Origin of the sequence: Streptomyces sp. NBC_01237, assembly GCF_035917275.1 — a bacterium.
Classification (GTDB): domain Bacteria; phylum Actinomycetota; class Actinomycetes; order Streptomycetales; family Streptomycetaceae; genus Streptomyces.
The window spans coordinates 222,215-236,483 of record NZ_CP108509.1; the positions used below are offsets into that span (position 1 = coordinate 222,215).

12 protein-coding genes are annotated in these 14,269 nt (G+C 69.2%); 2 read left to right on the plus strand and 10 right to left on the minus strand.

Features of this window, described 5'->3' with window-relative positions:
* Positions 1 to 25: 25 nt before the first annotated feature.
* Together OG251_RS37455 and OG251_RS37460 are read left to right on the plus strand one after the other, a co-directional pair.
* Complete coding sequence (locus tag OG251_RS37455; protein ID WP_326681727.1) at positions 26 to 649, plus strand: TetR/AcrR family transcriptional regulator C-terminal domain-containing protein; 624 nt, start codon at positions 26 to 28, stop codon at positions 647 to 649.
* Positions 650 to 1,978: 1,329 nt separating this feature from the next.
* Positions 1,979 to 2,842: an alpha/beta fold hydrolase gene (locus tag OG251_RS37460; RefSeq protein ID WP_326681728.1), complete on the plus strand. Its 864-nt coding sequence runs from the start codon at positions 1,979 to 1,981 to the stop codon at positions 2,840 to 2,842.
* 371 nt (positions 2,843 to 3,213) lie between these two features.
* Here OG251_RS37460 and OG251_RS37470 read toward each other — a convergent pair whose 3' ends face one another.
* The 10 genes from OG251_RS37470 to OG251_RS37515 all read right to left on the minus strand — a co-directional run bounded on the left by OG251_RS37470 (position 3,214) and on the right by OG251_RS37515 (position 13,923).
* Positions 3,214 to 3,540: a hypothetical protein gene (locus OG251_RS37470; RefSeq protein WP_326681729.1), complete on the minus strand. Its 327-nt coding sequence runs from the start codon at positions 3,538 to 3,540 to the stop codon at positions 3,214 to 3,216.
* A 708-nt stretch (positions 3,541 to 4,248) separates the two neighbouring features.
* The gene (locus OG251_RS37475) at positions 4,249 to 5,040 is read right to left on the minus strand and encodes an alpha/beta fold hydrolase (protein WP_326681730.1); all 792 of its coding nucleotides are present in this window, start codon (positions 5,038 to 5,040) and stop codon (positions 4,249 to 4,251) included.
* Between the two features lie 629 nt (positions 5,041 to 5,669).
* Positions 5,670 to 6,437: a thioesterase II family protein gene (locus OG251_RS37480; protein ID WP_326681731.1), complete on the minus strand. Its 768-nt coding sequence runs from the start codon at positions 6,435 to 6,437 to the stop codon at positions 5,670 to 5,672.
* Positions 6,434 to 7,684 (minus strand): cytochrome P450, encoded by a 1,251-nt coding sequence (locus OG251_RS37485; RefSeq protein WP_326681732.1) that lies wholly within the window; start codon positions 7,682 to 7,684, stop codon positions 6,434 to 6,436. The genes OG251_RS37480 and OG251_RS37485 overlap by 4 nt, the downstream gene beginning before the upstream one ends.
* Complete coding sequence (locus tag OG251_RS37490) at positions 7,681 to 7,995, minus strand: acyl carrier protein (protein WP_326681733.1); 315 nt, start codon at positions 7,993 to 7,995, stop codon at positions 7,681 to 7,683. Before OG251_RS37490 ends, OG251_RS37485 begins: the two co-directional genes overlap by 4 nt.
* Positions 7,996 to 8,863: 868 nt before the next feature.
* Entirely contained in the window at positions 8,864 to 9,022 is a 159-nt protein-coding gene (locus OG251_RS37495) for a hypothetical protein (protein ID WP_326681734.1), read from the minus strand.
* Between the two features lie 338 nt (positions 9,023 to 9,360).
* Entirely contained in the window at positions 9,361 to 10,878 is a 1,518-nt protein-coding gene (locus tag OG251_RS37500; RefSeq protein ID WP_326681735.1) for an AMP-binding protein, read from the minus strand.
* A complete protein-coding gene (locus OG251_RS37505; protein ID WP_326681736.1) occupies positions 10,875 to 11,675 on the minus strand; it encodes a phytanoyl-CoA dioxygenase family protein in 801 nt (266 codons plus the stop codon). Before OG251_RS37505 ends, OG251_RS37500 begins: the two co-directional genes overlap by 4 nt.
* Positions 11,676 to 12,067: 392 nt before the next feature.
* Positions 12,068 to 12,322 carry a phosphopantetheine-binding protein gene (locus tag OG251_RS37510; RefSeq protein WP_326681737.1) on the minus strand — a complete coding sequence of 85 codons (255 nt, stop codon included), beginning with the start codon at positions 12,320 to 12,322 and terminating at the stop codon, positions 12,068 to 12,070.
* Between the two features lie 14 nt (positions 12,323 to 12,336).
* Positions 12,337 to 13,923 carry an amino acid adenylation domain-containing protein gene (locus tag OG251_RS37515; RefSeq protein WP_326681738.1) on the minus strand — a complete coding sequence of 529 codons (1,587 nt, stop codon included), beginning with the start codon at positions 13,921 to 13,923 and terminating at the stop codon, positions 12,337 to 12,339.
* Positions 13,924 to 14,269: the final 346 nt, after the last annotated feature.

Below are 14,269 nucleotides of genomic sequence, written 5' to 3' on the forward strand. Positions count from 1 at the left end.
GCTTGGAGTGGAGTAAGCTAGGTCAGTGACCAAGAAGCAAGCCGGAGAAGACACCGCGGGCCAGCTCACCCGCGCCGCCGTGATCGATGCCGCCCTCCGGGTGCTGGACGAGCGCGGGCTGGACGGGCTCTCCACCCGGGCGGTCGCCGACCGCCTCGGGGTGCGGATGAACACCGTGCTGTGGCACGTGAAGACCAAGGCGCGGATGCTGGAGCTGATGGCCGACGCCGTCCTCGCCGGTATCCGCTACGACGACCTGCCCGACGCCCCTCCGGCACGCGTCCGTGAGCTGGTCGGCCGCTACCGGCACGCGCTGCTCGCCCGTCGCGACGGCGCCGCCCTGGTCACCGGCACCTATCCGGCCGAACCGAACACGCTGCGCTTCGCCGACCGCCTCGTCGACGCGTTCCTGGAAGCCGGTGCCGATGAGCGGCAGGCGGCGTGGACGGCGTGGACGGTCAACTACTTCACCCTGGGCCTGACCCAGGAGGAGCAGGCCGAGGGCGGGGAGGACGACGCGAAGCTCGCCCGGGCCGTCGAACGCGACGCACACCCGGCGCTGCAGCGCGCCCTTCCTCACCTCCGGCAGAACTTCGACGAGCGCTTCGCCTTCGGTCTGGAGGCGGTTCTGTCCCGCATTCCCGACTGACAGCGCACCCTCCCGAGGGCATCCAGACGCCGCACCCTGCGCCCGGCACACCCGGCCCCCTTCACCCACGCCCGTCTGCCGGGTACGGGGCATCCCGCGGCGAATGCCCAGTTCGGCTACGCCCGGGACCTGGCGGCGCCGGTCGGTTCATCGCCGGGTCGACCTGGAACCCCGAAGTGGCGGGGTGGACGCCTTCTACCGGTGGGCGGTGCGTGCCGGGCACGTGCCGACAAGCCCGACCCCGCAGGTGGCCGGGGCTCGCGGGTGGGCCCGCAGTTGTCGCACCGTACGGCGGGCGAGCAAGGGAAATCAGGATGGCGCTGGTTCCCGGCGGGCGGGACGTGCCGGTGGACGTGGTCGACGAGACGGCGGCGGTCGCATGAGCGCGGGAGCACCTGCCCCGGGTTTCGGGCGGCCCTGCCCGACGGCGACTACGAGGTCCGCTCGGCGGTCCACCGCTCGCCGGGCGGCAGCGTGTGTGTGGATCTTGAGGGCGAGGACGGCCGGAGCCGCACCTTCGACTTCGCGGACTGCGAGCTGCCTGGTTGGCTGGCTGGCTGGCTGGCTGGCATGAGAATCTCGCGGTCGCGGTGGGGCCGCCCGGATCGGGCCTGGCGGAGGACTGCGCACCACCCCTCCTCAGCCCCCGAGCACCAGGTCATCGAGGCAAGGTAGTCGAGCCTGTTCGAGGTGCATACGGCGGCGGCGGTGGAGGCCCGATCCTCACGGCCCGGCCGGAGCCCCTGAACAACGGTCCACCGAGGCCAACACTGCGGCACCGTGCCCGAACAAACGGCCCCGTCGTCATGATCGCCCTGACCCTGTCCGGCCCCGCCATCAACTGTGCCCTGCGACCACTGGAGGCGCAGGGGTAGGTGAGGATCACCGTCGACCCCGCCCACCGGCGCCGACGCCTGGTCGCCCTCACCCCGACGGCCGTGATGCCTGGCTGACTTCAGCCTCGGATACGTGACACCTCAACATGCGGGCTGACCAGTCCCGAAGGCCAGATGTCGAGGTTCGGCGATGTCGTCGTAGTTCATTCCAGAGAGGTGGTGGAGGCGAACGCAGTTGGCCTGCTCGGGCCAGTACGCCAAGAATTCTGGAAAGCACACCAAAGCCCGACTCGGGGAGGAAAGGCCGGTCCTCGACGGTCCGCCGGCGGGGATTCCACACTTGCGAGGTGCGGCTCTCCCGCGGTCAGGGCAACGGCGGCTCCGCCGCGAGGCCGAGTCGTCCGGTGAGGTTTCCTCGTCGGCGTGGCCGCCGCGACGCGCGGTCACTCGACGAGCACGTAAGCCGCACCAGTCGCCGGGCGAGAATCGCCCGGTGACCGCCGCTGCGCACAGGACCTCCTCCGTACGTGCCCTCGACATGCCGACCGGACCGGCCCCAGGCCACCCCGTGCGCTCCTTCCTCACCACCCCCGACGAGCGACGTCTCTCCTACCTCGACTTCGGGCCGGCAGAGGGGCGACCTCTACTCGGATTGCACGGACACCTCGGCGAAGCGGCTGACTTCGTGGAACTCGCCCGCGCCCTGGGCGCCGACGGATGGCGGGTGATCGCGCTGGATCAGCGGGGGCACGGGGACTCCGGCCGGGCCGAGCAGTACGACCGGGACGGATACGTCAACGATCTGCTCCTCCTGCTCAGCCGCCTGGGGCTTGATCACAGGTCCCTCCCCGTTGTCGGGCACTCCCTCGGCGCCATCAACGGCTACCACCTGGCAGCTGCCCGGCCCGACACCGTGAGCGCCCTGATCAACATTGACGGGCCCGCCTGTCTCCCCGTCGTGGAACCCGCCCCGCTGTCCTTTCTGCTCGACCTGCCGTACTCCGCCCCCACGCGCGAAGAACTCCTCGTCGCCTGCGGCTCCCTGGCACCCCTGCTGGAAAACGGACTGCGACCACACCACGACGGGTGGCGGCTCGGCTCCCACCCCGCGGACATGGTCGACTCCGACACCCGGCTGCTCGGCGACCACTGGCGTCAATGGCTGGGCTCCCACTGCCCCGCACTGCTCCTCCACGGCACAGCCAGCACCGTGCTGCCCACCGCGCAAGCCCGCGAGATGAGCAACCGGCGCCCCGGCACCACCCTGGTCGAACTGCACGCCGATCACTGGGTTCACCTTCGAAGGCCGAAGGAGTCGGCAGTCGCGATCCGCCGATTCCTCGACGCCCGCACCTGAGCCGAACGGGCCCCGTTGACACCGCCGAGCACACGGGGCACCGTCACCAGGGCCCGCCTCAGCCGGGCCACATGGACCCGGCCTGCGGACAGCCTCGTCGAGCCTTCCGTTGCCCGCGACGGTGTTCAGCCACCAGTGACCGGACCGGCCCATCCGCGCGCAGCACCGCGCCCGAGAGTTCACACCATGCCTTGGCACGCCTGGTCAGACAGGAGCAGAACTCGTCCCGGAAGCGTGACAGTCCCGCAAACGGATCATGCCGGAAAGCGTGATGCGACCGGCTCGTCCCCACCGCCTTCGTGCTGAGCATGTGTTCCTCGGCAGGATCACATGCTCAGCCGAAGGCCGCCTGGACGTAGGACAGTTACCGGCTAGTCGATGCGGTCCACCCAGGCACTCACGACGTACCCCGCACCCCACGGGTTGGAGGCCACCGAAGCCTGTCCGACCGGGGCCCAGTTACCGAGAATGATGCGCTGCGGCAGTCTGGGGTCGAGCGGGTTGAGCACCGCGTGGATCCGGTGCTGACCGGTACCGCTGGTGCAGAGACTGGAAAGGCTGCTCCCGGACGATACGGTGCAGTCGCCGGGTGCTGCCTGGGCGGCGGGCGTCGCGGCCAGCACCATGCCGGCCGTGGCCGCCGCAACGGCCACGGCACCGACGACACCGCGCTTCCTGGACAGGGACTTCGTGAACATGGGGACTCCTTCTTCTGATGACGATGCGTGAGGGGAAGGGGCGCATGTGCGGGTGGAGCGTGGAGCGGAACTCCGGCCTTGATGAGCGGCCCATGGGGCGCCGCGGACGCCGCGGATACCAAAGCGCGACAATGGATGAGAAAGCGAGTGATTACCTGCTTGATCGCGAGCCAAATCCTGCCCAGGTACGCGGTTTCTGGCAAGACCTTGGCCAGATTTGGTACAGACCAATTGTCGGCCTGACCGGTGTGGTGGGACGTAGGCGGTGTCTCCGTAGGGCGCGCCAACGCCCCGCATCGCCAAGTGCGTTGGTCGCCGATCGCATGGGGATCCAGGGCTGAGAACACACCCTTGCCGACCGTCTCTCACCACCACTGTCCCGAGATGCCTGCGACCGCCCCTGCGGTCGTGGGTACCACTGGGGGTCGGGCGCGGACACGATCCGGTCCTGCTGGAAGCGCTCGACGGTGGCAAAGAGCCGCTTGAGGACTTCGATGTCTGTGGCGTGCTCTGTGGGTTCCGTGTTCATGTGGACCCTGGTGCTACCTCACGCACAGCGGAGATCAGGAAAGGTGATAGGTCCAAGGGATCGGCTGCGCGAATTCGGCGGGCCGTCCACTGAGGACGTACACCCGGCAGCGCTGCCCCCACTGTGGCTTTGGGCTGTTCGTGGGGGATCCGCAGCGGGAGGCCGGTGAGCGGCGACCGTCAGGTAGCCCCCGGCACCGACCGCCGGATCGGCATCATCGTCTCGACGGTCTCCTGCGCGAGGTGGTCGAGGATCAGTCGGTTGACGAGCGCCGGTTTCTCCAGCGGGGCCAGGTGCGAGGCGCCCGGAACCACGGCCAGCTCAGCGTTCGGGATCGCGCGGTACAGGGCGGTCGTGTGCTCCAGCGTCATCATGTCGTCGTCCCCGACCATGACGAGGGTGGACGCCTCGATCCGGCCCAGGTCGTCGGTCGTGAGGGTCGGCAGGGTGCGCCACATGCCGATCACCTTCGCAGCCACCACGGGCCAGTGGCCGGCGCCGTCTGGGGTGACGGGCTCGTACATCTCCCGGAAGAACGCGAGGTCGGGTCCGTCCGGCGTCATCGCGTCAAGCATCTCCGGCTCGACGAAACACTCGGATCCCGGACGGAAGTTGGCGCCGATCACCACAACCCTGCGGACGAGGTCGGGCCGGTCCATGGCGACGAGCAGCGCGACGATTCCCCCGTCGCTCCAGCCCACCAGATGAGCCGGTCCCGCGACGACCATCTCCAGGAAGGCCACCGTGTCGTCGGCCATGGCCCGGTACGTCAGCGGCCCCGCGACATCGGCGGTGTGCCCGTGCGCACGCCGCTCGGGGAGGTGGACACGGTAGGCGGCCGCGAGGTCGGCGCGCTGCGCGCCCCAGGTCTCGTTCGTGCAGAAGCCGCCGTGCAGCAGGAGCAGCGGATCGCCTGCCCCTTCGCTTTCGTACCAGGTTTTCACACCAGGCAGGTCCGCGTACTCACCCATCCCTCAAGACCTTTCCGGGTTGTTGTCGTCCTGTTCGGTATGCGCTGCAACGCGTCCGTCCCCGCCAGTGTGCACGGTCCCTCTACGGGGCGTAGGCGGTGACGGGTCGCGGATCGCCGAACTCCAGCGGCAGCTGTGCAGGCCATGGCGGGGGGAAGACCCAGGACGCATGGGACTTTGCAGTACCCCCGAACGGGTCGCGCGCTGGTGGCAGGATCCAGCATTGGTGTCGGCTTCCGATGCCATCGGACGCCGGTCGTCCTGACAGACGCTCGCCCCTCGTTCCCCCGCCGCCCGCCTCGCCCCTGTGCCGGACGGAGCTGCGCCGACCCTTGAGGTGCCGAACGATGAGCCAGACGTCCCCGAGGGCAGCGATGGGGCAGCCGACCCGGCCAGGACGGTCGCGCCGGTGAACGCTCCAGCGATACTCCTGGCGAGGAGCACATCGAAGATCGGCATGGTCAGGGGCTCCAGTTTGCTGATCGTTTCCGGCGGTCATGGTTCCCCCTGCGACCACAGTATGCGGTCTCATGAACACCTCGTCCGGAAGCACCCGCAGACTCCCCTGTCTCGGCCCACCACTCCCCCGGCTCAGGAAAGGAACGGAGAGCCCCTCCGGGTCGGAGGTGTCAACGGTGACGGGAACACTGTTCACTTCGATGCGAACGACCGGCGGCGAGCGTCTTGAGGAGCTGGGCGGGAGCGTCCATGAAGTCGTAGTGGCCGCCCTCGACGACGCGGGTCTCGACCGAGTCGGCGTAGCGACGCCAGCCCTGGAGGTCCGCCAGGCTCACGTCGGTGTCCTGGCTCCAGTGCAGCACGGTGATCGGGCAGTCGATCCGGGTGGGCTCGGTACGCCGGTAGGCGCCGGCGGCGGCCTGGTCACGCAGCAGCACGGACATGCCCATGTCGATCATGTCGGGGCGGGGTTCGATGCCCCGGCCGCGCAGGAACGTGACGATTTCGGCGCGCAGTTCGTCCTCTCCCAGAGTGAGCATTCGGTCGGCGGCTGCCTGGTGCGGGGCGGGCTGGCCGGACACGAACAGCCGCTGGGGGGTGGGCAGGCCCGCGGCGGCCAGGCGCAGCACGCTCTCGTAGGCAGGCAGGGCGCCCGAGCAGTGCCCGAAGAACGCGAACGGTGTGCCGAGCAACGGCGTGAGGGCTTCGACGAGCTGGTCGGCGAGGTTCTCGTAGCTGGCGTAGTGGGGATGGGCGAGGCGGTTCTCGCGGCCGGGGAACTGCACCGGGCAGATCTCGGCGTCGCCGGCCGTGGCGGGCCAGGCGCTGAACGCGGAGGCCCCGGAGCCGGAGAAGGAGAAGCAGAACAGGCGGGCGGACGCAGCGGCGGCGGGGGGCCGGACGAACCACGGTGAGGCGAGGGCGGGTCCGGACGTCATGGGATGAGCCGTTTCTGGGCGGCGACGGGCAGGTGGGTCATCCCGGAGATGAAGTAGGAGCGCAGGTGCTCCGGTTCGCCGGCCAGGTCGAGGGAGTCGAACCGGTGAAGGAGTTCCTCGAAGAAGACGCGCAGGGTCAGGCGGGCCAGCGGGGCGCCGATGCAGAAGTGCGGGCCGAATCCGAAGGCGATCTGGCGCTTGGCGTTGGGGCGGGTGATGTCGAAGGTGTGCGGGTCGGCGAACTGGGCGGCGTCCCGGTTGGCCGACCCGATCCACGCGACGACCGCTGCGCCGGCCGGGATGACGCCGCCCGCGACGGGGACGTCGGCCGTGGCGTAGCGCATGAAGTTGCAGGCGGCCGAGGTCCAGCGCAGCCCTTCCTCGACCAGGTTGGGGATCAGGGTCGGGTCGGCCTGGGCCTTGCCGAACTGTTCGGGCCACTCGATGAGGGCCTGCACGGTGCCGGAGACGGTGTGCGGGGTCGTCACGTTGGCGCCCAGCAGGATGCTGTAGCCGTCGAGCGCGATCTCCTGGTCGCTCAGCGGTGTCCCGCCGGGGCGCACGCTCATCAGGTGATGGAGCAGGCTGTCGTCCTCGGCTCCGGAGTCGCGGCGGACCTTGACCCACTCGGTGACGTATCCGACGAGTTCGTGGTGGGAGATGGCCAGGGTGGCGGCTTCGCTGCCGAGCTGGAAGTGCGGGTCGGAGGGGGCCGCCACCATGGCGGTGAGCTGGACGAGTTCTTCCCAGTCCTTCTCGGGGATGCCCAGCAGCGGGCCGGTGACGATCGCCGGGAGGAGCAGGGCCTTCTCGGCCAGGTCGAACACCTCGCCGTCCAGGGCCGGCTCCAGGAAGCGGGTCACCGACCGGCGGATGGAGTCCTCCCAGGACTTGACCGCGCGGGCGGTGAGCTTGGAGCCCAGCGGCCTGCGGACCTCGGTGTGCCGGGGCGGGTCGGTGGAGGTGAGCAGCACACCAGCGGCGACGTCGTCCTGGCCGAGGTGGGTGGGCACGGTGCCGCGTTCGGAGGTGAACTCGCGGTGGTCGCCCAGGACGCGGCACACGTCCTCGTAGCGGGTGACCGACCAGAATTCGCGTCCGTCGGGCAGGACCTGGTGGTGCAGGGGCGCCTTGGCGCGCATGACGTCCCAGACGGGGTGCGGGTCGCCCGTACCGTAGAGGTCGAGGTCGAACAGGTCGACGGTGTCGAGGTCGAGGTCGCGCGCGGGGCCCGGCGTCAGTCTCATGTGCCGGACCTCCCTTTCTCGATCAGTCCGGCGACGCGGGCCGGGGTCTGCGCCAGGTAGAAGTCGCGCACGGAGAGCTGGACGCCGTAGTCGCGCGCCACCCGTTCGATGATCTTGATGCCGGTCAGCGAGTTGCCGCCGAGGGCGAAGAAGTCGTCCTCCGCCCCGATCTCGGGGCAGTTGAGGAGTTCCCCCCACAGCGCGGCGATCTCGTCCACCAGCGGCACCGGGCCGCCCGAGGGCGCGTCATGGCGTTGTGCTGTCTCGTCCTGTCCACCTCGCGGGTGGATCACCTGCGGCACCGGTTCCATGGTCAATGTTTCCTTCCTCCGCCGGTCGGGAGTTCCCTCTCGGTCGGTCTCTTGCGCCCTGACGTGATGGGCGGTCATCTTCTTTGTGGCCACGGGGACTTGGTGCGCCGTCCCGCCGGCGGGACACGATCGCCTCATGGCCGGAGTGTCGCCCGCCGGGGCCCTGCCCATCCCGGTCCCGGCACCTGCCACGTCGCCGCCGGGCGGTGGGGTTGAGCGTGGCCGGGCCGGCTTGCGCACCGCCACCACACCGACGGGTCCGTTCGGAACCGGTGGGGCAGCTCCAGCAGGGCCGGCAAGGTTCTCGGATCCTCGGACCACAGCAGAGCGGGCCCTCGGTCACCGTTGGCCGCCACGCACAGGACCAGCTCTTCGACGAAGGACTGCATCGGCCGGCTCAGAGCTCGCCGTCCAGGCACAGTCATCCGATCTCACCGCAAGTCCGGGCGATGCGGGATGAATAAGGCATGCGCGGTGCCGCGGTGTCCGGACACCTTGAGAGAAAGAGAGGAGCTTTACGAGCGGCTCTGCGGCCGCGGTGCGGATTCTGCCGCCCTGACGTCGGTCCCGGCAGCCACGTGTTCGCGCGTCATCCGGCGCCCGTCGGCAGCCCGTCAGAGAGCCGTGCACGCCGGAGGCGGAACGCCCCCGACGCCCCGGCCACGGCCATCGTGCCGCCGGCGGGGTCCGGGCGCCACGTGACCGAATGCTTCTCTTTCCCGGTCACTGATATTCCGGACAGCTTCCCGTGGTCTATTACTCACGAAGTCATACACCCCTTCCCCTGCATGATTCCTGCATTCTGAGACCTTTGAACCACGGACTCGGGAACTCACCGTGGGCGGACTTCTTCCCGCGTACCCACAGGTCATTCCGGGATAAGACCCCAGCCGCTGTCGTTGCCGGGCGCGGCGGAGGACGTCGTCCGGATCTCGGCGCTGCCGGTCTCGGCGGTTGCGGTACCGGCGACGGCACCGATCATCAGCGCGCAGAGGACCGTGACCACGAACACGCGAGCAGACTTCATGACTTCTCCCAGAATTCAGAGTGACGAATGTTCGAAAGTCCCGTCCGGCGTTGTCCGGCCGTTCCCCTTCCGCTGTTCCAGGATGGTGGGCGCCCGTCCCGTAATCCACAGACGGAACCATTCACCAAGTTCCCCGGCACCAAAGCGGGGGGTGAACGAAACACCCCTGCGGTATCAAACAACGGCAATACGGATGGTCATGCCTGTCCGGAGCCCTGCCGCTGCGTATACCGGCGGGGTGTGGGCCGGAGGACGCGCCTCACCGCGCCCGACGCCCCCAAAGAGGCCTTCAGCCGCCGGCAGATGCCGAGATCACCACAGCCGGACGCGGCAACGCCTCAGCTCCGGCTCACCGAAGGCTCCTGGAACATCTCCCGGAGTTTCGCCCGGTCGATCTTCCCGTTCCGCGTAGACGGGAGCTCCTCCCGTTCAATGAAGTGCCGGGGGACCATGAACCGGGGCAGACCGGAGGCACACGCACGGATCAGGTCGTCCCGATCGACCTCCGCACCGGTCGCGCGGGTGTAGTACGCCGCCAGCTGCGTGGACGCGGCAACCCTGACCCCGACGACCGCGGCTCGGCGGACACCGGCGACCTGGGCGATCACGGACTCCACCTCACCCGGTTCGACTCGGTAGCCGTTCACCTTGAGCTGGTCGTCGAGCCTGGAGACGAAATGGAAGTCGGTGCCGTCGAACATGACCAGGTCTCCGCTGAAATAGCAGCGCCGCATGCGGCCGTCCCGGTGTTCGGCCTCCCTGAATCGCCGCGCGGTGAGCGCGTCGTCACCGGCGTACCCGATCCCGACGCAATTCCCGGCGATGACCAGCTCTCGGGTCTCGCCGGCCGTGAACGGGCGCAGCTGTCCGTCCACGTGGCACAGCAGCTCCGCATCGACGACAGCGGTGCCGATGGGCGGCCGGTCGGGCCAGCCGGTGACGTCGCCCGTCAGCCGGTACTGAGTGACCACATGCGTCTCGCTCGGCCCGTACTGATTCACCAGCGTCAGGTCACCGTCGGCGCAGAACTTCCGCACCTCCTCGTTGATCACCAACTGTTCGCCCGCCACCGAGATCTCCCGCAGACTCGGGGTTCTCACGCCCGCGACACACGCGGCGGTGGCCAGTCCGTGCAGTCCGACCACCGGCTGGAAGAGCCGGGCGACATCGTGCTCGCGAATGATGTCGACCAAGGTGAAGGGATCCAGCCTGTCCTGATCGTTCACCACGATCAGGGTCGCACCGGCCAGCCAGGTCGCCACCGTGTCCTCATAGACCATGTCGAACCCGATGGACGACATGTGCAGCGTGTTCGGGGGCCGGTCGTGGCTCCACCGCTGGACATGCCAGTTGCCCAGATCCGCCAGAACGACCGGCGGCACCGCGACAGCCTTGGGTTCGCCTGTCGACCCGGAGGTGGGGATGACGTAGCAGAGCGGTCCGGTCGTGACCTCGTCCCGTCGCGTTCCCCGAATCGATCGGAAGGTGTGCTCGGCGACACCCGCTTCGACCGGTGCGCATTCGTCGGCCCGCAGGATCATGGCGCAGCCGGCGCTGCTCACCAGTTTGCCGGTCCAGGCGGCCGGCATGGCCGGATCGATGGACAGCACGCCGGCTCCGACGCGCCACACACCCAGCACCGCCGCGCAACGGGACCACGAGCGGGTCGAATGCACGTCGACGACGTCACCGGGGCCGATGCCGTGTTCGGCGAGGCCGCCGGCGATCTCGGCCGACATTTCGTCGAGTTCGGCGTAGGTATGGGCGACGCCGTCGTCGATGACCGCGACCGCGTCCCGGTGCCGGGCGATGGAGTCGACCAGCGTCCGGATCAGAGAGACATCGAGGTTACTCATGCGATCAGACCGCCGTCGACGAGTTCCAGCGGCCGGCAGTCGCGCGACGCGACGAACTCCGGGTGCGGACTGGGCACTTCGCGCAATTCGTTGTCGACGCTGTTGTAGCTGACGAACGCCATGGTCCGGTCGGTCGGCGACATGTTCGCACCGGATCCGTGTGCGATGCAGGGGTGGAAGAACAGCAGGCTTCCAGCACGTCCGACAATGGACCGGATCTCCGACTCCGCGGTCACCCTGGCCATCTGTTCGGCGTCCAGCGCGAACTTCAGCTTCGCCGAAAGGTCGGCCTCCCATGGCGACGTGCTCTCGGGCCCGGGACGCCACGGGGCTATCGCGCCGTTTCGATGCGAACCAGGAACGACCAGCAGCGGGCCGTTGTGCTCGGTCGCGTCGTCCAGCAGCAGCGCGACATTGACCGCCCGCGGCTCCGGCATACCATCCTTGGGCCCCCAGACGCTGTAGTCCTGGTGCCATTGCCACACTTCTCCGCGAAGCGCCTGCTTGGCGTTGACCTTGCACTGGAACACATGCACCTTGCTGTCCAGCAGCTCCTCCGCCGCGGAAAGCAGCTCGGGCAGTCGCACCAGCCTGGAGAACAGCGCACCCGTGGTGTGGCAGCCGTGGATGCCCCGCACCGTGGTCCCGTCCTCCTCGAAGATCCGTCCAGGGTGCTCGGTCCCGTAGAGATCGGTCACCTCACGTCGCAGAGCGGCGATATCGCCCGCATCGAAGACGTCTTCGAGGAGCAGGAACCCTTCGGACCGGTATTCTGCTGTCTGACTTTCAGTGAGCATAATGCGATGACCTCTCTGCCTGATTCTCCTGGCTGATGTAAATCGTTACGCAGGTATGTTCGGAAAGGAAAGAGTTCTGTCCGGGCAGAACCGGCCAGGACGCTTTGCGATAGAGCGCCCGCATGGCGTCACAGTCTCGATCCCCATTCGTCCCCGCTTCGCGCTCCGCAGGACGATGGACTACCGAGGAACGAGTACCGGCCTCCACGGATTTCGCCACCGGCATCGCGTCGCCGTGGTCGCCGAGGAGATGACTCCCCAGGCGGACGGAGGCATCGCCCACCGATCGCATCTGCGTCGGGGCAAGCCTCGCGGTTTCACCGTCGGAGAACGTGGAATCAGCCTGCCTCTCGAACATCTCCCGGTCGTGGCGGCCGTCGTTCCCGGCGGTGTTACGGGGTGAGGGCGGCGTGGGAGTCGATGTAGGCGGCGATCGACGCCACGGTCGGGTTGAGGAACATCTGGTCCATGGGGACCTCGGCGCCCAGTTCCTCGATGAACGCGCCCTGAATCCTGACCATGATCAGGGACTGGCCGCCCAGGGCGAAGAAATCGTCGTCCGACGTGATGTCGTCACGCTGGAGTTCCCGGCACCAGATGGCGCGGACACGGTCGGCGGTCATCGCGTTCCTCTCGTTTGCTGTCATGGCCAAGGGCCTTTTCATGCCGCGGAGTTGCTGTCGGCGCTCTGGGTGCGGCAGATGTCCGCCAGGGCGGCGCGGTCGACCTTTCCGTGCGGGCTCAGCGGAATGCGCGGGATGTTCGTGAACCGGGACGGCACCATGTTCCGCGGCAGAGTCCACAGCAGACGGGTGCGCAGGTCGTCCTCGGCGAGGTCCTTGCCCGCGGGAACGACGAACGCGTTCAGTTCGGCTTCGCCGCCGTCGTCGTAGGTGGCCACCACGGCCGCCTCGCGGACGCCGGCCAGCCTGCCCAGAGCGCGTTCGATGTCGGTGGGGTCGATCCGCATGCCCCGCACCTTGACCTGGGCGTCCATCCGGCCGACGACGACGAGTTCACCGCTGTCGTCGATCCGGCCGCGGTCTCCCGTGCGGTACAGGCGCAGCGGCGTCCCCTCGATGTCGATGGTCGTGAACTTGGCGTTCTCGGGGCCGCCGGCGCCCAGGTAGCCCGCGCCGACGCCGGCCCCGGAGATGCAGATCTCGCCGTACTGGCCCGCCTCGACCTCGCGCAGTTCGGCGTCCAGAAGGTGGATGGCGGTGTTGTGGGCAGGCCTGCCGACCGGGGCGATGTCGTGCTCGCCAGGCCGGTAGCGGGCCAGGTCGTAGGAAGTGGCGACGTCCGTGCACTCGGCGACGCCGTACTGGTGGAGCAGGGTGCAGGTGGTGCCCGGGCGGCGCGCGAAGTGGGCGAGGCGTTCACTCTTCAGCGCCTCCCCACCGAACAGTATGTAGTCGAGCCGGGCGAGGGCGTCGCCGCCGCGCGCGTTCTCCCAGTCGACCAGCAGGTACAGGGTGCTGGAGGCGCAGTGCACGACGCGGACGTCGTACTGGTTGAGCATGCGGTAGGCCAGCATGGCGTCGAAGCTGCGGCTGGCCATCAGGTGCTGGGTGGCGCCGCAGAACAGTGGTGTCATCAGGGCGCGCTGGGACAGGTCGAAGCCGAAGGCGGAGACGACCAGGTTGTGGGAGCCGGGGTGCAGGCCGTACTCGAGCTGGAGCCAGTTCATCAGGTTGAACCAGCCCTCGTGGCGGACCGCGGTCAGCTTGGGGGTGCCGGTCGAGCCGGAGGTGAACACCGCGTAGCAGAGGTCGTCGCCGGTGATGTGGACGTCGGGGGCGGTCGCCGGGAGGGTCGCGAGGTGGCCTGCGAGCTGTTCGAGGTCCATGACCTCGACGCCCGCGGACTCGACCATCGCGGCCGTCGCCGGGGAGGCCACGATCAGGGCGAGGCCGGGCACCTGCCCGAGCAGCAGCCGCAGGCGGGCCGCGGGGTAGGCGGGGTCGAACGGCACGTAGGCCGCCCCGGCCTTCAGGGTGCCGAGGATGGCGACGATCATGTCGATCGAGTAGTCGAGGCAGACGCCGACCTTCGCGCCGCGGCCGTGGCCGCGTGCGATGAGCAGGTGCGCGAACCGGTTGGCCCGCGCGTCGAGGTCCGCGTACGTCACCTGCCGGCCGGACCAGACGACGGCGGCGGCACCGGGGGTGGCCCGCACGTGCTCCTCGAAGCGGCGGTGGACGACGGGCGAGGGCGGCAGAGCCACCCGCTTTCCCTGAAGGATCATCTACTGACTCCGATGTGCGAGGTGTCCGGTCGGTGGGCCGCCGCGGGGCAGGGGGTCCGCCCCGGGGGCGCCGGGGCGGTGCGCGCTCCGGCGTTCGGCGCTCGCCGGTATCCGGGCCGGGCCGCCCGGGCCGCATACACCCGCCGGGAGCAGCCGGCGGGCGGGCCGGGCGCCGCAGGGGCCCGGATGCGGGACCCTACGGCCTGACAGTGCGTCAGTCCGTTGCGGCGGGGCGGCGTTCAGTCCGTTGCGGCGGGGCGGCGTTCAGTCCGCCGCGATGGACTCGCGCACGCTCCGCGACGCGGGCCGGTCCAGTTCGGTTCGACGTGCTCCAGGCGCTCGGCGG